Origin of the sequence: Microcoleus sp. PH2017_08_TRC_O_A (genome assembly GCF_020738665.1) — a bacterium.
Taxonomy (GTDB): domain Bacteria; phylum Cyanobacteriota; class Cyanobacteriia; order Cyanobacteriales; family Microcoleaceae; genus Microcoleus.
In genome coordinates, this window is the sequence record NZ_JAEQCE010000010.1 from 1 (window position 1) to 24,192 (window position 24,192).

At 45.8% G+C, this 24,192-nt stretch carries 15 protein-coding genes; 3 read left to right on the plus strand and 12 right to left on the minus strand.

Features of this window, described 5'->3' with window-relative positions; genetic code table 11:
* Window positions 1-134 precede the first annotated feature (134 nt).
* Genes JGK22_RS04380 through JGK22_RS04395 form a run of 4 tightly spaced genes read right to left on the minus strand, consistent with a single transcriptional unit; the run spans window position 135 to window position 5,166 of the window.
* The gene (locus tag JGK22_RS04380) at window positions 135-1,331 is read right to left on the minus strand and encodes a hypothetical protein (protein ID WP_293312408.1); all 1,197 of its coding nucleotides are present in this window, start codon (window positions 1,329-1,331) and stop codon (window positions 135-137) included.
* Complete coding sequence (locus JGK22_RS04385; RefSeq protein ID WP_293312410.1) at window positions 1,328-3,208, minus strand: CHAT domain-containing protein; 1,881 nt, start codon at window positions 3,206-3,208, stop codon at window positions 1,328-1,330. Before JGK22_RS04385 ends, JGK22_RS04380 begins: the two co-directional genes overlap by 4 nt.
* 31 nt (window positions 3,209-3,239) lie before the next feature.
* Window positions 3,240-4,397 carry a DUF1822 family protein gene (locus tag JGK22_RS04390; RefSeq protein WP_293312412.1) on the minus strand — a complete coding sequence of 386 codons (1,158 nt, stop codon included), beginning with the start codon at window positions 4,395-4,397 and terminating at the stop codon, window positions 3,240-3,242.
* 25 nt (window positions 4,398-4,422) lie between these two features.
* A complete protein-coding gene (locus tag JGK22_RS04395) occupies window positions 4,423-5,166 on the minus strand; it encodes a hypothetical protein (RefSeq protein ID WP_293186636.1) in 744 nt (247 codons plus the stop codon).
* A gap of 903 nt (window positions 5,167-6,069) precedes the next feature.
* On the opposite strand from JGK22_RS04395, the gene JGK22_RS04400 reads away from it, so the two are divergent.
* Entirely contained in the window at window positions 6,070-13,434 is a 7,365-nt protein-coding gene (locus tag JGK22_RS04400) for a hypothetical protein (RefSeq protein ID WP_293312414.1), read from the plus strand.
* A gap of 92 nt (window positions 13,435-13,526) precedes the next feature.
* Here the strand turns inward: JGK22_RS04400 and JGK22_RS04405 are convergent, their stop codons facing one another.
* The 6 genes from JGK22_RS04405 to cobU form a co-directional block, all read right to left on the minus strand.
* Window positions 13,527-14,651, minus strand: a complete 1,125-nt coding sequence (locus JGK22_RS04405) for a hypothetical protein (RefSeq protein WP_293207375.1) — start codon at window positions 14,649-14,651, stop codon at window positions 13,527-13,529.
* Between the two features lie 297 nt (window positions 14,652-14,948).
* Window positions 14,949-15,299, minus strand: coding sequence for a clan AA aspartic protease (locus JGK22_RS04410; protein ID WP_293207377.1), 351 nt, complete (start codon window positions 15,297-15,299; stop codon window positions 14,949-14,951).
* An 11-nt stretch (window positions 15,300-15,310) separates the two neighbouring features.
* On the minus strand, window positions 15,311-15,583 hold the full coding sequence (locus JGK22_RS04415) for a hypothetical protein (protein WP_293178736.1): 273 nt from the start codon (window positions 15,581-15,583) through the stop codon (window positions 15,311-15,313).
* 676 nt (window positions 15,584-16,259) lie between these two features.
* Window positions 16,260-18,329 carry an AarF/ABC1/UbiB kinase family protein gene (locus JGK22_RS04420; RefSeq protein ID WP_293178830.1) on the minus strand — a complete coding sequence of 690 codons (2,070 nt, stop codon included), beginning with the start codon at window positions 18,327-18,329 and terminating at the stop codon, window positions 16,260-16,262.
* 266 nt (window positions 18,330-18,595) lie between these two features.
* A complete protein-coding gene (locus tag JGK22_RS04425; protein WP_293178738.1) occupies window positions 18,596-19,018 on the minus strand; it encodes a hypothetical protein in 423 nt (140 codons plus the stop codon).
* 278 nt (window positions 19,019-19,296) lie between these two features.
* On the minus strand, window positions 19,297-19,845 hold the full coding sequence (cobU, locus tag JGK22_RS04430) for a bifunctional adenosylcobinamide kinase/adenosylcobinamide-phosphate guanylyltransferase (RefSeq protein WP_293178740.1): 549 nt from the start codon (window positions 19,843-19,845) through the stop codon (window positions 19,297-19,299).
* Between the two features lie 434 nt (window positions 19,846-20,279).
* On the opposite strand from cobU, the gene JGK22_RS04435 reads away from it, so the two are divergent.
* Complete coding sequence (locus JGK22_RS04435) at window positions 20,280-21,248, plus strand: glycosyltransferase family 2 protein (protein WP_293178833.1); 969 nt, start codon at window positions 20,280-20,282, stop codon at window positions 21,246-21,248.
* 101 nt (window positions 21,249-21,349) lie between these two features.
* The gene (locus JGK22_RS04440) at window positions 21,350-22,306 is read left to right on the plus strand and encodes a glycosyltransferase family 2 protein (RefSeq protein ID WP_293312416.1); all 957 of its coding nucleotides are present in this window, start codon (window positions 21,350-21,352) and stop codon (window positions 22,304-22,306) included.
* 41 nt (window positions 22,307-22,347) lie between these two features.
* Here the strand turns inward: JGK22_RS04440 and JGK22_RS04445 are convergent, their stop codons facing one another.
* Both JGK22_RS04445 and JGK22_RS04450 read right to left on the minus strand, forming a co-directional pair.
* Window positions 22,348-23,871: a hypothetical protein gene (locus JGK22_RS04445; RefSeq protein ID WP_293207381.1), complete on the minus strand. Its 1,524-nt coding sequence runs from the start codon at window positions 23,869-23,871 to the stop codon at window positions 22,348-22,350.
* 5 nt (window positions 23,872-23,876) lie between these two features.
* Window positions 23,877-24,188 carry a hypothetical protein gene (locus JGK22_RS04450; protein ID WP_293207382.1) on the minus strand — a complete coding sequence of 104 codons (312 nt, stop codon included), beginning with the start codon at window positions 24,186-24,188 and terminating at the stop codon, window positions 23,877-23,879.
* Window positions 24,189-24,192: the final 4 nt, after the last annotated feature.

Genomic DNA, 24,192 nt, shown 5'->3' on the forward strand with positions numbered 1-24,192 from the left:
GGGGGTTATTGGTTGGGTGGGGGCGGGTTTTTGAGATTGTTTGTTGGTGACAGAATTAATGGCGAACCCGCCCCTACGAATTTGGGTTATTGCGACATTGCAAATTGACCGATAATTCATCTCCAAACCCATTACTATTTCCTTTCTTCTCTCCTTTGCACATCTTGCAACTGCTTCCCTATTTTTTCTACCATCTGCACATCTCCCAAAGTTTGATATCCCTCTTTTGCCAACTTCAAATACTGCATCGCTTCCAGATTCTCCCTCATAGATGAATGGACTTCTCCCAAACCGTAGCGCGCCTCTGTTAGCTCTTCGATATCGTCCGGTTTTGCTGTACTAATCGCCTTTAAATAGTAGAATTTAGCCTGCGGCATTAGTTGCGATCGCCCTTGATACATTTCTCCCAACGTGCGGTAGATGGGCGGTGTCTCAACTCCCGCTGCTGGTAAGCTTTCTAGGATTTCTATTGCTTCGGCAATCAAGTTGGCGCTACGATATATCTGTGCGATCGCCAATTTCTGACTCGCTGCATTCGGTACTTGTTGCTCGATCGCCCGTACAGCCTCCTTAACCCCTTCAACCTCCTTCTCATCCAGCAATCGAAACTCCGTATCCCCCTCCCCGAGAGGATTTTCCGAAGAAACTCCCGTATTCGCCTCCACAATCAACCTGTACTTAACACCCGGTTTCAGCGCCGGTTCCCCCGGATACACCGCCTCTGTACCGTTAACCGTCTTTTCCCAATTTAACTTCGCTTTATTTTCGAGAATGCTCAACTTATAGCTAGTCGCACCCGCAACCGGATTCCAGCGCAAAATTGGCTTATTTCCCAACAATTTCGTCCGCCTTGGACTGATTATATAAGGAATTGGCGCATTGTTCCAAACAATTTGATCGTCACCGCGATCGGGACAATGAATTAAATTTTTATTGCAGTCATCCTTCGACTTTTCGCTAGCCAATAAACAGCTATTTAATTGATTTTCACCCGCTTTAATTGACTTAATTTCTGAATCTGCACATTGAATCGTAATTTGTCCGTTTTGTGCAGTTTGCAGTTTGTCGCCCGGATAAATTGGCGTACCCGCGCTGGGGCGAACATTTCTGCCATCTTGACGCTGTAGCTGCACTTCCCCGCTAATATTCAGGATTTGTCCGTTGGGTATTCTTGTCGTTGCTGCAATTGCTGGGGAAATTATCAGGTTGTTGGCGGATATTTTGGATAAATTGGCGCCAATACCGAAGTGGAGATGAGGCAAAATATCGATCGCAATCAACGTAAATGCGATCGCGCTTGCACCCATAACAACAGTCGTCTGTTTTTTCATTGACTTTTTCCTATTATTGGTAAACGTTCCTTTGCCATTTGGATACATTCATCTTGTTCTGGTATGCTGGGATTGGCAGATTTCAGTGTTTCTTGCCAATGTGTGAGTGCTTCTTGTGGTTTCCCTTTAGCTTCCAGTACCTTCGCTAAAAGACATTGAGCTTCTGGAGTCTTATTGCTGAGAGATATTGCTTTTCTTAAGTCGGTTTCCGCTGCGTCGTATCGCTTTTGATTCAATCGCACCCAGCCGCGATTCTTAAAACAAGCTGATTTTACTCCATCAAATTGAGTTTGTTCTAAACACATTCCGATTACTTTTAAAGCGGATTCAGGTTTGTTTTTGATAATTAGCGATCGAGATATTTGAGCATAAGCTTCTGGAAGTCCTCGCCAGACTGCTTGTTTCATTGCTTCTCGCGCACACTCGTCTTCATTTAATTGATCGCACAGCAAAGATAAGTTATAGGAAGACTCGCCGTTAGTAGGATTGATTGATGCAGCTAGATTGTATGAAGCTTTCGCGATTAAAAATTGATTGTTGCGGTGGTTTTTCATGCCAAATGTGTTGATCGCAGATGCCAGATGCGGGCCGATGAGTGGATAGCCGATCGCCAAACCAGCTAAACTGATGCTGGTACGCTGCATAAATTTAGTTGGAATCGTAAATTGCGGGTGGTTTGGGCGATTCCCTACGGGATAGCTTCGCTTCACCGGGGCTACATCATCTGTCGGTGCAGCGAAAGGGCGATCGCACTTTAATTCTAATAATTTTAATCCCTCAAAAGTTGGATGCTGGCAAAGCATTGGTATGCCACTCGCGCCAGGAAATTGATTTTCATAGCGCAGTAAATCATTCTTAGCTTTTCGTACTGCTAAAAATAAAGGTTCTTTGAGGGCTAAATATCTAAACAAAGACTTCACAAATTCCTGAGCAATAAAATCCGGGATTGGCGCCCGCATCACAATCACTGATGGCAAAGAAATACCTTCTGTGACTAAATCTGCTGCTATACCCATGCTCGAACAAGAATTAAAAATTAGTAATTCCAATCCTTTGACAATAGCTCGTTTGAGACCTTCTTTAAAGTCTTGTACGGTGACAGTATTGTCTGCAACTTCTTGATTTATATATAGCAATCCGTTGGCACCATTGATATCGCTATCGCTGTGCCCCGCATAAAATAAAACTTGCCAGCCTTTGTCATCAAATAACTGGTTGCGTAACTCTTGGGAATTTGGTTCTTGAAGAAATTGTAAGTCGCAGCTATCGCCCAGATATTTTGTGATTTCCGTTGCATCTTTGCTGACATCAATTCCCTGGCTATTACCTAAAATACATAAAATTCTGCCTCGCGAACCTAGAGGTATTCCCCCTATCATTGCCTCTTGGGGAGTTTTTTTATATTCAGGGGAACTGCCGATAATTTCACAGTTATTGTAGTCTTCGCGAAACTGCCACACATCCCAAGGCAACTGCCAAATCTCAGAGTTATTGCATTCTAAAAATATTTCAACTAATTCGTCTCGGTTGCTAATTTCTGTTCTGAGTTTTACCTCTATTTTTCTGTAAAACTCATCAGCACTCAACCACTTGTTCATCTCTTTTTTCAAACCTTCATATATAATATTAGGCTTGTCTTCAGAGATATTTGTTTTGCCCGCAGGCTTGATTTTGATTCGAGAACTGCTTCTGTGATGTTGGGTGGCGCGACAACTAACTTTCCACCTTTTGTGCAACTCGTCAACCTCAGGTGCTGGCAGCAAGCTTCCTAAATATTTAGCGACAGTTTCTCCTTGTTTTTTCAACTCCGCTGTCACGCAAGAAAAACCTTGTTTAAAATCCCCGGATCCCAAAGCCAAGATAACTGTACTGCTCATAAATTGGATGTCATTGCAGTTAATCAAAGTATCATACCACAAAATTTTCTGTTATGGTAAAATCATCTAAAGCTACTCGAATAGTAAAGCTTTCTTCTGGGTCTACGTAAAAATCGTTGAGCAAAATGCACTTATTCTGAACAGTTGATTTTACTTCATGTAAATTTTCTCCTACATCAGAGATTAAGGACAATTTAATATTGGTTGGCAAGTAACGATCGCCGATCGCCGGATGCAACTGAACGTGAACTCTGACAGCGCGATCGCTATCTTCGGCAATCCCCACCAACAACGCAACAGTTGTCCTACCCAAACGCATTCCCAAATCAATCAACTTTGCCCGCGCGATATCAGCTTCGGGAAACATATTGACACTGCTTTGATGTCCGCGTAAAGTATCTTCCGATCTGGAATTACCACCTGATCGGAATACAAAAGCTGGGTTTTCATCAGGAAAAATGAGCTCTTCTAAATTTTGTTTACCTTCCTCAATTTTCTGCCAACTTGTTTCTGCAACATTCTTTAACCAATTGCGTAAATTAGATTTGACCGGATTTTCAATCTCAGTCGGTTCAGTCTCGGGCTGCGGATCGAATATCGATTCAACAGACTCCCAATCCGATGTAAATATATTCTCCAACCACTGACGCAGATCGACTTTAGATTCATAGATTCTTTCAAGGTGAAGCAAGAAGTCATCCAGAGGATGTAAATCTCTCAATACTAATTCACCTGAATCCGCCGTCGGAGAAAATCCCAGCAATCTTGCTTCCTTTTCATCCTCATCAATTTCTACTACAATATAACCAATACGTTCCTCCCTAGCTTCGGTAGGAACGCGGCAGATTTCAGGTAAATTTATACCAGAATTTTGATTGCCATTTTCTCCTTGTTTGTGTTCAGCCCTAATTGGGAGACACTCAATTTTGCCCAAGCCTTTAATATATAAATCTGCCACATTTTCAAACAGGCGAATTACTGGATTCCAGCTATCGCATTGAGTTAAATCAGTTTCAATATCTAATATTTTAAAATAATCGGCAACTACCAACACAGCCAAAGTATTGACATAAATCTGTTCTACTTTTTGCGGGTGTTGGTGTTCGCAAGCAAATTGCCATGCTAGATGAATTGCCTTTTGGGTAATTGGCATTGGCAATGATTGGGTTGTAGTAGTATTGTTCTTCATTTCCCGATTTTAACTCCTTGTATGATTAATAGCCACTGTCTTCTCGAAATTGTTGCAAATGAGGCCGACATTTCTTTCGGTAAAAGCTATATATTGTAGGATAAGCACAGCCAAACTCCGTTGCTATTGTGGTAAAATCTTTACCAGATGCTCTGCTTCTCAATATAACTTGACAAGTCAGATCTTTCCGCCCTCGAATATACTCGTTTAATATCCCATCAGGATTAGTTTCGATCCAGTTTTTGACGTGTTCAAATAATTGAATACATTCGACTGTATGACTGTCATCCTCAGCAGGTAAAGTCTCTATTCGATCGATCGCAGTTCCGTCTTCTAAAACAAGTTGTCGATCGTCTCTCCTGCTATTTTCTCGATCTACCCTCACCGCCCAATTTTGCAGCCGTCGCTTCAAATAATAATTGAACCAAGTTATGACATTACCCCGATCGCGATCGTACTGAGTGCCGGTGCGGGATTCGCACAAATTGCTATAGAAAAACTCCCACTGTTCTTGGACAGCATCTTCATAGTAAGGTACCTTGTCTTTCCAGATCAGCCCCGAGTTTTTCATTTTAGTCACAAGCTGATTCAACAAACGTTTTAGCTTCCAAGAATTCGAGGCCTCCTCCCTAATTAGGGTGACAAGGCTGTCTAACTCTTGATAGAGAAGTTTGCGATCGCAATTTCGAGATTTTCCTGAGTCCCCAACAGGATCGGAGTCGTCGGATGAGTGGTCTTCCCCCTCGGAGGGGTGGGATTGATCGTTCATAGTGAAGTGCGGCCGCAACTTTGTTCCTACATTTATTTATCAGGGTGAGTTCGATCGTTTTATGCGAAATTCTGAAAGTTTTTTGTGGCTGATGGTTGAAAGTCTTGCGGTGCGGTAGGTTTTGCTGTGAAATTAAATGTGAATTTTTGTTGAAACTTATGAACTCTCACCAAATAAACCCGGTTTTTGGGGTTAGCGCGTCAGAATTGAGAAACCGGGTTTCTGCGTAAAATCCGGTGGGGAGGCGAAAAATATCAGAGAAACCCGGTTTCTGGGCCTGGGCGCGAGAGGATTTACGCACTTTAACCAAAGAAACCGGGTTTTTAGGGAATTTTTCGACTACGGCGAAGTTTCCGCAAAAAAACCCGGTTTCTGGGCCCATGCGTGAGTCCTCAATCGATCGCCCCTAAAACCCCGCAAACACCCATCCTTCCGTACTTTTACCCAGTGTTTGCCAAAGTTTACAAAAAAAACTTGAGATTTTTGCATAAAACCACCGAGCTCACCCTGATAAGTAAACAGGAACAACAAAAAGGCAACGAGGTCAAACCTCAAACCCCCAAAACACCCGTTGTTCCGTACTTTCACCCAGTTTTCGCAAAACTTTCAAAAAAAACTTGAGAGTTTTGCATAAAACCACTGAGTTCACCCTGATAAATAAACAGAAGGGAATTTGCGAAGCTCGATCGCACTTGTTGAGATTTATTCAAAAGTCGCATCGCCCGTAACTTCCCGATCGCACATCGTATTTCGCGAGACTTCAGTTTGGGTAAATGACGGATCTACGGCAGTTCGAGAGTGCATAAGTGCATAAATAAGTGCATAAGTGCGATCGGGCTTGTCGATAGAGTCGCTTTGTCAATTTTCAGAACACATTGTATCTACCACACGAGGATAAAAATCATGGCTACTCCTAAAGAATTTGATTTCGATAAAGTTTACGATCAACTCATTGAAGATGCAGGCAAAACTCGGGTTGTTTACATCAATGGGATTTTTACTGGTGAAACAGGATTTGATACTAAGGTTAAAGAGACTTTTAAATTTCAGGAAGATCAAAACGTTTATAAATTAGGTGGTTCAGGATTTAGAGGTGCAATTAACTTTACTCCAGAATACAACCCAACTAGCCCCAACACAGGTGGGAATATTTTACAAGATCTCGGCCTTTCAGTGGTTAAGTTTTTTATCAAAACAGCACTGGATAACTTTAATATCCTAGATCTTTTGACAATTCCTCAACAAATTGTTCAGTTTAGTAGTTTATTAGGGCAATTTTTAACGAGTCCAAATCCTGCACAACTTTTACAAAATGAGACTTTTACTGCTAAAGCTTTAGATTTTATTAGTAGTTATTTGCCAGGAGGTAACGTAATTAATAATTTAATAACGTCACTACCTGCCGATCTTAAAGAAGCTCTAGAGCAATACTGGTTTAAAAGTACAGATATTAGTAAGCCAGTCAACAATAATTGGACGCAAGGTAATAACAGCGTTGCTAATTGGGTCAATAATTCCGATCAAAAGAATTCTTTGATATTGATTGGCTACTCTCAAGGAAATTTTTTCCTGGAAGATGGTCTAATAGATATTGGTTCTCAAATTGACCGTTCACGTATTCGACTGCTCGCAATGGGATCGCCGACAATGTATTCTGCTGCTGGAGGCATGAGTCAGTATGGCGGAAAAAATGTCATATATGGCTCAGATCCTGTAACTAAACTCCAACTTACATCAGGAGAGTTAGATAATGTATTGAACAAAATTTCGCATCTTATTCAATTAGTAGCAGGCTTGCCAAATCTCGGAGATCACTTAAGTGACAAATACTTAAATAACTTGAATGCAGAAGTTACCACTTATTTCAAAGATTTTGCTTACGAACTGCATCCCAAAGGATTCTATTTTCCTAAAGGATCGATCGCTACAAGTGCTACATTAGATGATGACTGGATTAAAGGAGATGGCAACATTCAGGGTGGTTTACGCAATGATGTCTTGCAAGGTGGAGTTGGAAATGACAATTTAAGTGGTGACTCTGGCTTCGACTTTTTAGATGGTGGAGGAGGAACTGATACTGCCACTTACTCTGGCAGTCCAATTGGAATTAAAGTTTGGGCAGCAAAAGTTGGGGATTCTGATGTTTACAAAGTTGAAGATGGCTTTATTGTCAAAGGTCAAAAAACCGTAGACACTCTTGGAAATATCGAAATCATCAGCGGCTCAAATTTTGCTGATGAAATGACCGGCGGCGACTACAGCGATATCTTCTACGGCCAAGGCGGCAACGATCTTTTTTGGGGACAAAAAGGAGACGACAAATTCTACGGTGGCACTGGTAATGACAAAGCTTACGGCGGCGATGATAATGACGACCTCCGAGGTGATGAAGGCAGCGACGATTTAAGAGGAGAAAACGGCAACGACACTCTCTACGGCGGTCAAGATAACGACTTCCTCTACGGCGGCGATGATAATGACGAACTTCGCGGCGAACAAGGTTCAGATGACCTCCGAGGAGAAAAGGGCAACGACACCCTCTACGGCGGAACCGAAAATGATTCCTTGTACGGCGGCCAAGGTGAAGACAAACTCTATGGCGAAGAAGGAGACGATGACTTAAAAGGAGAAGAAAACAACGATTCTCTTTACGGCGGAACTGGCAAAGATACCCTCAATGGCGGCACTGGAAATGACGATTTGCGAGGCGAAAAAGGCGATGATTTGTTACAAGGAGAAGCCGGAAACGACACTTTATATGGTGGCGATGACCAAGACAAACTTTATGGTGGATTAAATGCCGACTTACTCTACGGCGAAGCTGGCAACGACTTACTTTACGGTGAAGATGGCGACGATATCCTAGACGGCGGTAGCGACAACGATGTCCTCATTGGAGGCAGCGGCGATGACAAACTCTACGGCCAATCCGGCAACGACATCATCCAAGGTAACACTGGCGAAGACTACGCCGAAGGTGGCAGCGGCCGCGACTCCATCCAAGGCAACGAAGGCAACGACATCCTGTACGGACAAGATGGCAGCGACACCATAGAAGGCAACGCTGACGATGACTACATCGATGGCGGCAACGGCCAAGATTTGCTGTTCGGCAATACCGGAGATGACAGAATTTACGGACAAGGCGGCAACGACATCATCCAAGGCAATGAAGACAATGACTGGCTAGAAGGCGGCGACGGCCAAGACATTATTGATGGCGGCGCCGACGACGATGATATTTACGGACAAGCTGGCGAAGACAATCTTTTCGGCAGTCAAGGTCAAGACTTCATCGATGGTGGCGACGGCAAAGATACCCTGTTTGGCGGCTTCGATGACGACGTACTTTTAGGCCAAGCCGGCGATGACACTCTCAACGGCAATGCTGGCAACGACGAATTATTTGGCGGTACTGGCAATGACTCGTTAATCGGAGAAATCGGCGATGATTTAATTGACGGCGGAGAAGGAGTTGATCTCGTTAATTACATCAATTCTCCCAAGGGCGTTATCGTTAATATTGACGAAAGTAGCGACTACGACACTAACACCAAACAACGTTTCAAAGAATTCGTTACCGATGTCAATCCCAGCGAATATTACACCGAACTCGAACGGGATTTTGAAATTGCTGCTGGTACTGGTAAAGACGGTTTTGGCACTACTGATGCTTTGAGAAACTTAGAAGACATCATCGGTACTCGCTTTGAAGACATCTTAATCGGCAACGAAAAAGATAACCGAATTTGGGCATTAGAAGGCAACGATTTATTAATTGGCAATGCCGGCAATGACTCATTTTACGGCGGAGAAGGTATCGACATTCTCAGCTATCGCCGCGACCCGAACGGCGTTACTGTCAACTTAAAAACAGGCGATGCTACCGACGGTTGGGGAGACCAAGACAAAATTACTGGCATTGAAAACGTCGTCGGTTCTCGATATGACGATAATATTACCGGCGACGATAGCGTTAACGTTATCACCGGAGATGCTGGGGACGATCGCATTTACGGACTCGGCGGCAACGACAAACTCTACGGCGAATTCGGCAACGACTTAATCTACGGCGGCGACGGCGGCGACAGCATCTACGGCAACCAAGACCGAGACACACTATACGGTGAAGCCGGTCGAGACTACATCCGAGGTGGCGATGCCGACGACTTAATCTACGCCGGTAGCGATGACGACACCGTTGCCGGAGACGCTGGCTACGGCAACGACACGATTTTTGGCGAAACAGGCAAAGACCTACTCTACGGTGGCGCTGGCGACGACTACATCTACGGTGGCGCAGACAAAGACACCATCTACGGCGAAGGCGAAAACGACAAACTCTACGGAGAAGGAGACACCGACCTAATCTACGGCGGCCTCGGCGACGACGAACTCTCCGGCGGCGACGACAAAGACACCCTCATCGGCGAAGCCGGCAACGACACACTCGCAGGCGATGCAGGCGACGACACCCTAGACGCCGGAACTGGCAACGACTACCTCTACGGTGGCAGCGGCAAAGACACCCTGAATGCAGGCCTCGGCAACGACCAACTTTACGGTGGCGACGATGCCGACATCCTCCTCGGCAAAGAAGGCGACGACAACCTCTACGGCGAAGCGGGCGACGACACCCTCGATGCAGCCGAAGGCAACGACAACCTCTACGGCGGCGACGGCAAAGACATTCTCGATGCTGGAATCGGCAACGACCAACTTTGGGGAGGTCAAGGCGATGACACTTTATTAGGCAAAGCCGGCGACGACAATCTATTTGGCGAAGGTGGCAACGACATCCTCGATGCAGCAGAAGGCAACGACAGTCTTTACGGTGGCGATGGCAAAGATATTCTCGATGCCGGAATTGGCAACGATTACCTCTGGGGTGGCCAAGACGACGATACTTTATACGCCAAAGCTGGCGATGACTATCTCTACGGTGAAGGTGGCAACGACATCCTCGATGCAGCCGAAGGCAACGACAGTCTTTACGGTGGCGACGGCAAAGACATTCTCGATGCTGGAATCGGCAACGACTATCTGTGGGGTGGTCAAGATGATGACACCTTATTAGCCAAAGCTGGCGATGACTACCTCTACGGCGAAGGTGGCAACGACTCACTCTTAGCCGCAGAAGGCAACGATTCCCTCTACGGCGGTGACGGCAAAGACATTCTCGATGCCGGAAGTGGCAACGACTATCTCTGGGGTGGTCAAGACGATGACACGTTATTAGCCCAAACTGGCGACGATTACCTCTACGGCGAAAACGGCAACGACAGCCTCAAAGCTGGCGATGGCAACGATTCCCTCTACGGTGGCGACGGCAAAGATACTCTGTTCGGCGAAGCTGGCAGCGATTTATTAGAAGGTGGCAATAGCGATGACTCGCTGTTGGGAGGCGAAGGCAACGATACCCTTCTCGGTCAAGCTGACAGCGACACTCTGTACGGCTTCGGTGGCGATGACATCCTGGAAGGCAATTCGGGAACAGACCGGCTGTTTGGCGAACTCGGCAACGACTCTCTCGACGGCGGTACTGAAAATGACACCCTCGAAGGCGGCGACGGTAACGACATTCTGGATGGTGGTGATAATAATGACAGTCTGTTCGGACAAGTCGGTGATGACACGGTTATCGGCAATCGCGGCGATGACATAGTTGACGGCGGTTTGGGCAACGATTTGCTTCAGGGGAACGAAGGGCGCGATCGCATTTACGGTCAAGCAGGCCTCGATACCCTGTTCGGTGGCGACGATAGCGACACCCTGTGGGGAGGCGATGACGCTGATATCTTGCAGGGAGAATCGGGCACTGATACCCTGTTCGGCGGTAGCGGCGACGACACCCTCGATGGTGGCGAAGACAATGACAGCCTGTTAGGAGAAGCCGGTCGCGATACTCTCGCTGGCGGTAGCGGTGACGACATCGTAGACGGCGGTACTGAAAACGATACTCTCTCCGGCAACGACGGCCGTGATAAATTATACGGCCGCCAAGGCAATGACTTGTTAGAAGGCAATGACGATAACGACCAACTGTGGGGTGGAGATAACGACGATACGCTGTTAGGACAAACCGGAGATGACCAACTGTGGGGTGAATCGGGCAATGACAGCCTCGATGGTGGCGATGGGGCCGATCGCCTTTTCGGTCAAATCGGCAAAGATACCCTCTCCGGTAACAATGGAGACGACTACTTAGAAGGTGGTGCAGACGACGATAGCATGACTGGGGGTGCTGGGCGCGATCGCATTTACGGAAATGACGGCAACGACTTCGCCGACGGCAACAGCGGCGACGACTACATCGACGGCGGCGCTAACAATGATACTTTGGCTGGTGGTGAAGGGGACGATCGCATTTTCGGTCAAGCCGGCAACGACAGCATCGAAGGCAACGACGACAACGACTTCATCGATGCAGGTACCGGCAGCGACACCCTGTGGGGCAACGACGGCGACGACGAACTCTACGGCCGCGAAGACCGAGATTTGATCGACGGCGGCCGTGGCAACGACCAAATCCACGGCGGAGATGCAGCCGACACCCTCCTCGGACAAGTCGGAGACGACAACATCGATGGTGGTTCCGGCGCAGACTCAATTCTCGGCAGTGACGGCAGCGATAACATTTGGGCCCAAGCAGGCAACGACTCGGTTTACGGTGGCGCTGGCAACGACAACATTTGGGGCAACGAAGACGACGACCTAATTTTTGGAGAAGCAGGCCAAGACAAAATCGACGGCGGTTCCGGCTACGACACCATCGACGGCGGCGCTGGCAACGACGAACTGTTCGGCGGTACAGGAAACGACCAATTATTAGGAGGCGCTGGCAACGACAAAATTGACGGCAGCATCGACGACGACAAACTGTTCGGAGGTGCCGGCAACGACTTGATATTTGGCAGTCAAGGGCAAGACACGATATTAGGCGAAGTCGGCGAAGACACCCTCTACGGTGGCGACGAAACCGACTTGATGGACGGCGGCGCGAGTAACGACATGGTTGTCGGCGACTCCGGCGACGACACCCTCACCGGCGATTCCGGCGATGACACCCTCACAGGCGGCATGGGCAACGACTTCATGGGCGGAGGCAACGGCGACGACTTGATGTTCGGTGAATGCGACGACGACACGATGCTGGGAGGTGCCGGTAAGGACACTCTCGACGGCGGTTGTGGCAACGACTTGCTAACCGGGGAAGCTGGCAGCGACAGCCTCTTGGGCAACGAAGGCGATGACAGTCTCGACGGTGGCAGCAGCAATGACACCCTCGATGGCGGTAATGGCAACGACTTCTTAAACGGCAACAGCGGTAACGACAGCCTCAATGGTAACGATGGCGATGACAGTCTCTACGGCGGCGAAGGAAACAACGTGCTCAAGGGCGCAAATGGTCAAGATACGTTGATTGGAGGCAGTAGTTCCGACATATTTGTGCTAGCACCAAGTTCGGGACTAGATCATATATTCTACTTCCAGGGCGATCGCGATTACCTCGGACTCACCCAAGACCTCACCTTTGACCAATTGCAAATCGTTCAAGGCGGCGAAAATTATACTAACGATGCCTTGATCAGCATCGCAGGCACCGGCGAACATTTAGCTTGGTTGAAAGATACTCAAGCCAAAACAGTTGACAGTTCTCGCTTTGTCTCCATCACTCCCGGAGGCGCGCTTCCCGCAGCTTTCAATACTCCCTCACCTGTGGATATTTTGACAGGCGAAACACTGGATAGCGACAATGTTATGAGTGCGGTCAATACGAGTTCTAGCACTGGCTTATTAAGCACGACTGCTGCACCAATTAGTCAGCCAAAAAGCACGACTACTGCACCAATTACTCTGCCAACCGGTACAACTACCGCACCAATTACTCTGTCAACTGCCACGACTACTGCACCAGCAAGTCTGCAACCATTGACAACAGGTACTAATTCAGCTACTGCAACAGCAACGTCTGCGAAAACTACCACGAATGACATCTTGTTAAATGGCGGTTCAATCCCAACCATGAAGACCTTTAGCGAAACCGACGATGACATCCTCGTCTACGACACAAAGAGCTTGTTGACTTCTCTCACCAGCGCTCAAACTCAGCCCATTCTGCCTTTGACTGGCACGATTGCTAGTAGTTCGATTATTCCAACTGCGAATACTGCTGGTAAGGACAACAGCCTATTAATTACTCCGGCTGCAAGTCCAATCAATCTACTAGGGAATAGCAGTTTGACTGGCACTTCTACCGTGAAGTAATTGTAGGTTTAGTTGAGGGCGATCGAATAGAGAAAAACCCGGTTTCTTGAAGAAACCGGGTTTTTTGCATGCAGTCCGCTCCAAGCGATTTGTTAGGTAGCTGGCAACGTATCATCAGAGCTTTCTTCATTGCCTTGAATTGCTACCCAAGGAAGTTTTGAATACCGATCTTTGATCATTTCTAACTCATCTAGTGCGTGCAGGAAAAATCTTTTGATAGCTACCACATGGTCTTCTTCAGAAAGAAAGTCCTGTAAACTTTTGTCTCGAACTATTCCTGCCCAGTCTTTTGAGCTATCTAAGTTATAACCCTTCCAACCGTACTGTTCGCAAATATCTTTCATCGCTTCAATAATTTCTGCTCGACGCGGTGAATTAGGATTTACTTCAAGTACGAGACGTACTATTGGGTAATCAGTTAAATGTGATGTCTTTAGAATAAAGCCTAGACCACACCACCATCTTCCACTTGACATTTCGGCAGTCATTAAATATCGCCCATGCCTTTGCATCTGGGTAAGAGCTGTAGACCTTTGCCCAATTGCTCCCAGAACTTTCTTAAAGCGCTGACTGACTTCTTCCCACATTGTCTCTTCCATAAGTTTTAGTGATTTTGTGAAATTTGCTAACGCAATCACGTCAATAGAAGAGAACTGATTGTTATGTGCCATGCGATACTCACCCATAAATGTCATAATTTCTTGAACAAGCATCGTATCTGCCTGAGATTTCAAAAATCGATAGAACTGATGCCATCTCAATTGCCTGAACTGAACGGTAGATTGAGAAATATTCTTGAAAATATATTTTTGATCTTTTGGATCGAAATCACGAGTAATGTACAAAAGAAATTTGTGCTGGAACCCGGAAATTCCATGCAAAATCTCGGCATACCTTGAAAGCTGCTCGTAGCCTTCCTGAGAGCCAATCTTACTTTCGACAAAGATGATGCTACGACTTTTAGTATCTACTAGCTCAATTAAGATATCTGGGCGGCTAGCTAAACGATGACCATCAAGAGGCTCAAACTCCCTCTGTGTTGAAACATAGGCATCCAAATAAATGTTTGTATCTAATAAGTTTAAATTATTGAGCCAAGAATAGAGAATTTCCTTGTCTGTACTGAAGAGGTAAGCGACCAACTCAGTGAAGAAATCTTCTAGCGGAATACTACCTGTATTGAGACTTAGGAGCCGACTGAAAAGCGCCACTAACATTCACCTATTATGTTTTACTCTCAACAAGTGAGTTTACCGTACTGCTCTAGCCAGATGATCAAGCTACCTAACTTATAATTGTGTCGCAGATGCGGTACAAGACTATTCCTAGTTGGTTTATCTCGCATATCTGCGGTTTAAACTCCGAACATTCTCAACAGCTTGTTGTCTGCTTTGATTTTAACTCCAAGAATCAACCACCCCGATCGCCCTGTCGGCAAAAAAAAGTGACACGATCTTGTAAACTTACGCAATTTTAATAGCTTCGATCGCGCGTACTTGCAACCTTGAGAACAACTACAATTCATCGATCGTCACCAACCCACCTTCTGTAAACTGAATAACAAGTTCTTGCTCATCCAGCAAGGAAGTTCCAAGTAAAGGTCGCCTTCCTGTCGCAATGACAAGGACTTCTCGCTCTTCACCATCCCAAAGGACGATCGCTTCGTGAATTGGTAGCAAGACTTCACTGTTATCTGCCAAATTTGCAGGAGTGTCGTGTCTAAAGGTTAAGCCCATCAATAAAACAGCTTCTAGAGGAAGACATAATTCCCCAGTGAAGCCTGTATCTATCACAAACTCAATAGGGAGGCTTGAGCCATTCGGTAGCAAGAAAGTCAGCGTTACAGTTGCGTGTCTATTTGTCACAATCCCAGAAATCACTTGTATACACGCTCCATGACACCACCAAATGAGACAGCAACGTTATATCCAATACGAATACCAAATAGTCTAGCGTTTGGGTGCTTCTTGCTAAGGTTACGGGAGGCTTGCAATCCAGTTTTATCGACTTCATAATCACCTGTCTCAATGTCGATGATTACCATCTTGCCGATGTTCTTTTCCACTTCTACCTTTTCGCGGATGGTGCTTTCATACAATTGCTTGGCACGTTTCGCAACTTCTTCACGGCTTAAAAGGATTGCTTGCATAGGTTGACTCCCCATCGAGGCTTTTCTGTGAATCCTTCCATGATAGCGCACGCACAAGCAGGGCGATTGTTGCGCGGTTAATTCAATAAATTTGTTTATTTTCTGAAAAAAATAGTTCGGACAGTTTTTTAACGGCCCTGTAAGCCGATGGCGAGGAAGCCCTGCCATTTTTAACGCATTTTAAGCAACGAGTGCGATCGACTTAAACCTTAAAAAAATAGTCCACTACATAGCCAGTAATGGTTTCGGACACTATATCAAAGCTAAAACTGTCCGAACTCTTGTATATAAGATAAGAGCGCTTAAGCGCAACTACGTACCTTTTTTTATCTGATTGTTGCGCCTGGACTTTCATAGATAGAACAGATCTTAAGCGCAACTACGTACCTTTTTTTATCTGATTGTTGCGCCTGGACTTTCATAGATAGAACAGCGCTTAAGCGCAACTACGTACCTTTTTTTATCTGATTGTTGCGCCTGGACTTTCTTTTTTTTACGATCGCACTATGAGCTGATATCGTTTCCGGTTGCATCGGTATTGTTTAAACCGTCAACAGTTAACAGTCTACAGTCTACAGTCAACATCACCTGACGGTGCAGCCGGAATTGATATCATTTCATCTGCGTTCATCCGTATTCATCCGCTAACATCTGCGGTTCCCAACTCCCGATCTAACTACTTCGCCGCCGGCAAAGACAATTGAGGCGAAGTATGAGGATAGCTGCCATTTTCAGGAATAGCTGCCGGTTTTTCGGAAAGTAAAAACTCGCGAATTAATCTAGCAACTGCTCTTTGAGCTAAACCGCCGACGACTTGCTGGCCCATATTCTGCACTTCTGGTTTCACTAATAATTGCGGCAGTAGTTGCAATACTTTCATGCCGTCAAAACCCGGAGTTGATTGCAAAATATCCCAAATCCGCTTGATGTGTTCGAGGTTTTTTTGTTCGGTTTGTGAAACTACAGGTTGATTTGCTTTGACTCCAAACCATTCGCCGACGACTGCTTTGGCGTTAGCAACAGCATTGCTCGAAAGTGTGTCGAGACTTTTCACCAATTCAGCAACAATCCGATCGCGAATATAATCTCCTCTTTGAGAAAATAAATACTCTAACGCTTGGTTGAGGATTTTGCTCACATCGTAATCGTCGCTTTCGCGGGCATTGTTCAGCAAGTTTTCTAAGCGATTCCAGCGGAATTCGCCTTGTTTGAACAATAAATCTTGCAGGGATGCTCTCAATTCCGGTGCAGGGTCGCTCAACAGCCGTTTTGCTACGTAAGGATAAGCTTTACTCAGCACTTTGAATTCTGGATCGACATTAATGGCAATCCCTTCTAGCGTAACGAGCGATCGAATAATCAAAGCATAGTAAGCGGGAACTCGGAAAGGATACTCGTACATCACCGCCGAAAGTTCGTCAGTAATGCTTTTGAAATTGAGTTCGGCAACGCTAGCACCCAAAGCATTGTTAAACACCCCAGCCAAAGCCGGAATAATTGGCGTCAAATCCGTGTCTGGCGTTAAAAACTCCAACTTCACGTAATCTCTGGCCAAACCTTCAAAGTCGCGGTTTACCAAATGCACCACAGCTTCCAACAAGCCGTACCGCTGATAAGGTTTGACTTCGCTCATCATCCCGAAATCGAGATAAGCCAACTGACCGTCAGGAGTTGCCAAAAGATTGCCGGGATGCGGGTCAGCGTGAAAGAAACCGTGTTCTAGAAGCTGTCTGAGAGAACACTGCACCCCCACTTCAATTAAGTAAGGAGCGTCAATTCCTTGAGCCTTGACGGCTTCTAAATTAGTGAGTTTGATGCCGGTAATCCACTCCATGGTCAAGACGCGGCGGCGGGTATATTCCCAGTAGATTTTGGGAACGTAAATATCCTTCAGATTCCCGTAGAGTTCGGCGAAGCGTTCGGCATTGTGTCCTTCGTGGGTGTAGTCCATTTCTTCGTAAATGCGCTCGCCCAACTCGTCCATAATTCCGGCGAGGTCGCTGCGAATGATTTTGAAGTTGTTTTGCGCCCAAACTGCGACGCGCCGCAGGATGTAAATATCTAAGCCGATGTTTTCGGCTAAACCGGGTCGTTGCACTTTGATGGCGACGGTTTCGCCGGTTTTGAGTTTGCCTTTGTAGACTTGTCCGAGGGATGCTGCTGCGATCGGATCTGCGGTGATTTCGGCGTAAATATCCTTGGGGTGTGCGCCCAATTCTTCTTGTATAAATTGATATGCTACTTCGTTGGGAAACGCTGGTAATTGGTCTTGCAGCGTGGTTAGTTCTTCTAAATATACCGGCGGTACTAAGTCGGGGCGAGTTGAAAGTGCTTGTCCGATTTTGATGAAAGCTGGGCCGAGTTGGGCGAGAATGTCTCTGAGTCGGGCGGCGCGACGTTTTTGGTTCTTGGCGACGCGGCCTGTTTTGCCGTCAAACCACAAACTGAAGGCGAAGCTAAAAAATGTCCAAACAACGCTCAACAGCCTTTTCCAGACTTGCAGGGGGCGATTTTTGTATTGGGCTGCGATCGCAACTGGATCGTAGCGCACAGCTTCTCCGGCCAACTCATAGGCGATATCTTTGGCTGATTTGAGCGGTTCGGGAGTCGCTGCGGGACTTTCTATTTCTACTTGTACTGCTTGCAGGGGAACTGTTTCTACCTCTTTGAGATTGCCGATTGCAGTGTGAGTCCCTGAATTTGAGTAAGTTGGCGGGGAGGCTGGCGATACCGTCTTGACATCCATAAACTCAGACCTAGTGTGAAGCATTGTAAAGACATTGTAACAATTTGTGGCCTTCTCGCCACTATTGTGAGATAGAGAAAACCGAATTGGTTAGTCAGTTGGCAGTTGACAGTTGACAGTTGACAGTTGGCAGTTGACAGTTGTCAGTTGGCAAAGGACTAAAGAAACCGGGTTTTTTAGTGGAGTATCTAAGGTTGTAACGCTTGTTTTGGCGAAAAACCCCATTTCTGGCCACCCCCTCTCCGATTCCCCTCCTATCGCGATTTTCACTCCCTGCCGGTTCTGAGGAGTCGATCGCGAATGCTTGAAAGTTGCGATTTGGTGCTGACGGGCGATCGGGGTCGGGGCATTTCGGTATCGGGCCAGTTGGCTAAGTCGTTACAGGGACACAACTCCGGCGGCATTCCAGCATCGCGCAACGGTACGGGCATGGCGCAGCGCGCACAGGGACTGATTTCCCATGCTGGTGTCAGCAGTTCGGCGATTGTTTCGTTGGTGCCTTGCAGGTAGGAGTCTCCGCTGTCGGAGGAGATGATTTTTTGCCAGCATTCTTCAAATTCCCTGCTGTAGCGATCGCCCGCAATTACCGATTTTGGTAGCAGCGCTTCGGAACCGTTGCGAATAAATACTTTTTTGCCTAACTGAAACCAGTAAGCAATATATTTTCTGACTTCACTTTCTGATGCCATAGCTTTTACTCAATCCTGCAATTCATTGGTAATTTTAGACTTTAAACTTTAAATTTGATCTCTATCTCAAGAGACATTTGATATTTGACATTCTTTCAAAAGCCGACTATTTTAGGTGTCAAATTGTTGTGCTGGTTGCCCGATGGAGTATTTTTTTGGAGTGATTGATGTGATTTTTGAGTTTTCGAGCTTAATTATAATTATAGCTGATTTTTAGTTAAAATTGTCTGCGGGCAAACCGAGCTTTTTGCTCTAAAAGTCGATCGCGCTTCCGTCTGTTAATTCTTGGCGGGCGGTAGTGGCGTACCCAAAGCGGACAGGTTCAAGGCGTAACCTCCGGTGGCGAGATAAACAGTATCGGCGATCGCCCCGATTTGACGGACGAGTGTGCCGAGGCGATCGCGAAACAGCCGCCCCGCCGGATAAGCAGGCACAACACCCCATCCTGTTTCCTCTCCTACAAAAATTGCATCGGCCGCAGTTGACTTCAAACTCGCTAGCAAATCTTGCTGTGCAGCAGTCCACAGTGTGGCTTCTTGTTCTAAAAGATTCGCCGTCCAAGTTCCGAGGGAATCAATTAACAAGCAATCCGATGGTTTACCAGTGCGGACAAATGTCGGTAAGTCGATCGGCACTTCTAGAGTTTTCCAATGAACCGGGCGGCGATTTCGGTGTTGTTCGAGGCGGCGCAGCCACTCCAAATCTGTTTCATCAACCATGCCAGTAGCCACATAGATTACTTGTTTTCCCGAAGCAGCAGCCAGAGTTTCGGCCCATTCACTTTTACCACTTCGAGCCGGCCCAGTTACTAAGATTATTTTAGTCATTGGTTATTGGTTATTTGTTATTGGTTATTGGTTATTTGCGGTTCCCTGAGCGTAGTCGAAGGGTCGAAGGGTTATTGGTTATTTGCGGTTCCCTGAGCGTAGTCGAAGGGTCGAAGGGTTATTGGTTACTGGTTATTGGTTACTGGTTACTGGTTATTGGTTATTGGTTACTGGTTACTGGTTATTGGTTGCTGGTTATTGGTTGCTGGTTATTAGTTATTTGTTTGATTACCAATGATTTTTAGGCGATAATAGCATTGATAGGACAATATCAGAATAACTACATCAAATTTCCCAACATAGCCGTTTTCCAGCAAGTGAGTTACGCCCTTACCAATTTGCAGAGAGAAGAAAAGAAGCAAAAAATAGAGACTATCCCCAATGCCCAATGCCCTGCGCGGGCCTTCTTCCCAATGCCCAATGCCCCATGCCCCATGCCCAAACCTCAGATATCAGCCATAATTTGCACTCACAATCGCGCCAGCTATTTAGCTGGGGCGATCGACAGCTTGCTGGTACAAGATTTTCCCGATAACTTTGAAGTAGTAGTAGTGGATAACGGTTCTAACGATTATGCCAGCCCCAAAAGTACCACGACAAGCACTCGCGAGGTGGTAGAAGCAAGACTCTCCGACTGCCGCCTCAAGTATGTCTGGGAACCCAAAATCGGTCTGTCAGTAGCGCGGAACACCGGCGCCAAGGAAGCTCGCAGCGAAATATTAGCTTATCTCGACGACGACGCTATTGCTGAGCCGAATTGGCTCAGGGTGCTGCACGCCGCCTATCAAAGCAATCAAAAACTAGCCGTAGCCGGCGGCAAAGTTAACTTGCTGTGGCCTTGTGGAGTCTGTGCACCCAAATGGCTATCGCCCGGATTGGCCCAAAACTTGGGAGTTTACGATTTAGGGGATACTTGCCAGTACGTAACTGCTGCCGGTTTGACTCCCAGGGGTGTAAACTACTCGATCCGGCGTGCTTTTCTCGAACAAATTGGTGGCTTCGATGTCAAACTCGGTAGAGTCGGCACAAAGTTGCTGTCAAATGAAGAATTGCGCGCGACAGAATTAGCATTAGAGTTAGGCTGGCAAGTGGTTTATCTGCCCGAGGCCCTGGTTCTGCACAATGTGGCTGTAGAAAGGCTCAAGCAAGCTTGGTTTCTCGATCGCGGTTGGTGGCAAGGCATCAGCGAGTGTTATCGGGAACAATTGTCCGATCGAGCAGGTATTGCTCAGCTTGGACGGGGCGGTGAAAGAATACTGAGGGGTGTATACAAGTCTTTTAAATACATTAGAGATCCAGGGCTGCGCTTTGAAAATTTCGTTTTTGCTTGGGGTCAAATCGGTTATTTAAGTGCAGCCCTTCAGGGCCTGATCTTTCCACCGAAATCGACCAGCAGGCATTAGGCTATAGGCAATATCCCTCGCTGTTAAAGTCGTCGGCGCTACCATGCCGATCGCACTTCATTCACAATAACTCGACCGCATTCAGGTTCAAGCACTCGATTATGACATCTAGTTCATCAAAGATTCCGGTTTCAGTTCTCATTCCGGCAAAAGACGAAGAACTTAATCTACCTGCGTGTCTGGCCAGCATTGCCAGGGCAGATGAAGTTTTCATGGTTGATTCCCAAAGCAGCGATCGCACGGTAGAAATTGCCATCAGTAGCGGTGCCAAAGTAGTACAATTCTACTTCGACAACCGCTGGCCGAAAAAGAAAAATTGGTCTTTGGACAACCTGCCCTTTCGCAACGAATGGGTATTAATTGTCGATTGCGACGAGCGCATCCCCCCGGAACTTTGGGACGAAATCGCGCGGGCGATCGCCGATCCGAATTTTGACGGCTACTACCTCAACCGCAAAGTCTTCTTTTTAGGTCAATGGCTGCGTTACGGCGGCCGATATCCCGACTGGAATTTGCGTTTGTTCAAGCATCAAAAAGGCCGTTACGAAAATCTCGGCACTGAATCCGTCCCCAACACAGGTGACAACGAAGTTCACGAACACGTCATTTTAGCAGGTCAAGTCGGCTACTTAAAACATGATATGATCCACGAGGATTATCGCGATTTATTTCATTGGATAGAACGGCACAACAGATATTCAAATTGGGAAGCCCGCGTTTATTACAATATTATTGAAGGGCGCGATGACAGCGGCACTATTGGCGCTCACTTATTTGGAGATGCAGTGCAGCGGAAGCGATTTCTCAAAAAAGTTTGGGTGCGGCTGCCTTTGAAACCACTCCTCAGATTTATTTTATTTTACTTTATTCAGCTCGGCTTTTTGGATGGAAAAGCTGGCTATATTTATGCAAGGTTATTGAGTCAGTATGAGTATCAAATTAATGCAAAACTGTACGAATTGCGCTCTTGCGGCGGTCAGTTGAATGTGGCAGAATCTGAGCCTACTCTGTCGCCGTCGGTAGTTATAAGTCAGGAGACTGAAGTTAAATCGCCGTAAGCAACGGAGGACACGGCAATGCCGTGTCCTGACTTTGAATTTTATTGTTGTTCGGGAGGATGCGATCGCACTTCTTCCGCTTCCCGCAACATACGATCGACTGGTGGATTTTGGGGATTGGCTAATTGCGGGCGATCGAACTTACCCTTGAATAATTTAAACTTACCATTAATTTTCCATTTACCATTTTTCCATCCTACCAATCCGCCCACAATTATTACAGCTAAAAGACTGAACAACAAGCTTGTTACGCCTGGATGCAGCCGATCGCCCTTTTGAGGTATCTTGATAACGAGGGGTTTGTCAATATCATTGGTAATCGCAGAGGAGACAATTCCTCCCGCCCCCAAGCCAGCACCTAATATTTGAATGGTTTTTTCTAAAGAGCGATCGCGTTCTGCTTGTTCAATCTCCACCCGTCCTCGGATAGCATTTAAAGCTTTTTCTAGTAAATCCGATCCATTGGCAAAATAGTCCAAGTCTGCTTGAATTTGCTCTGCAAAAATATGAGCTTTTTCATCTGCAAAAATTTCAAGAAAACTTAAATCTTCTTGTGGGTATTTTTTTTGGAGCAGCTTTAGCTCTCTTTCATAATTTTGAAGATTGATTTTAAGAGGGAGGCGGTAGTTATCCAAGTCTCTGATTAACTCAACGTAACTAAGATTAAGACTAGGAATGCGGTTGAGTGCCTTTTTTAAGTCTTCTAAATTACTCGAATCTAAAGTTTTATTATCTGGCAAACTTTCGACAATAGCTATTTCTGCTTTTACTTCTTTATAGCTATGCGAGAGGACTTTATAGACAGAACGACTTAATTTATATGCCTGGGTAATTTTATGGCGATAGCAAAAAATATCAACTAAATTAGGGTATTCTTCTTGTAATTTTTTGTCGGTTTCAGGAGTCACGAATATCCAAACTAAAACGTGACAATAATTTTCTAACTCATCGGCAATACCATACTCAAAAATGGGACTACCAAATAATTCGCCCGATCGGTAAAATGGAGGAGTGTCTAACTTGTCTGGAATAAAAGCTCGCAAGCATTTATCTGCCAAAGATTTCAGCTTTTTTTGGTCTTCTCTTGAGTTCCAAAATTGCCAAGTTTTCTCTGGAGTGTACCAAAGAGTTAACAATAAAGTTTGACCAAGAGAAGCGTTAATTTGGCTTGGCATCCAGCAGTCGCTAGGATGCAACCTTTTAAAAAAGTCGATATCTACATCAGGAGTTTTAATTCCCTGTTCGTTTTTTTCGGGACGGCGGACATTTAATGCTAAGGCAAATGTGTCGTGAATTCGGACGGGATAAGCAATGCCTGCGATCGGGGAATCTGTCCATTTTTCAAAATCAATGGAGGCATTATCTTCGGTTTGTTGAACCGAAAGTTCAACTCGATATCCGGCTTTGTCTTGGATATCAATTGTTTGATTAATCCCAAATTGTTGTAAGATATTTTCGCCTTTCTCAAATAGTTCTTTGAGATTATCTTTCTGATGTTCGGATTCTTTTCGCAAATGATATGCAAACAAATGAACATTCGGCGCATAGATTTTGGGAGGAGACATAAAAGTTATTTGCCGTTTTCGATCTCTTTGAGTTTTTGTTTGACTTCTTTACTTAATTCTTGAAAGACGTTAGCGACCCCAGTTTTGGGTTGAGCTTTAACTTTAGTAACTTCTTTGTTATTTGGTACAAACTCCCTAAGCTGTTCTCTGATATCTTTGTGTTTTCGTAACCATGTATTCAGAGTTTCCTCTATATTTTGCGAAGGTTCGCTGCTAACAGATTCTAAGGCTTGCTCCAATTCTCTTAAACAGTCTATTTCAATTGATTCGCTTTTCACAAAGTTTGGAAAAGCTAATAATAGAGGATTTGTAGTCATAATT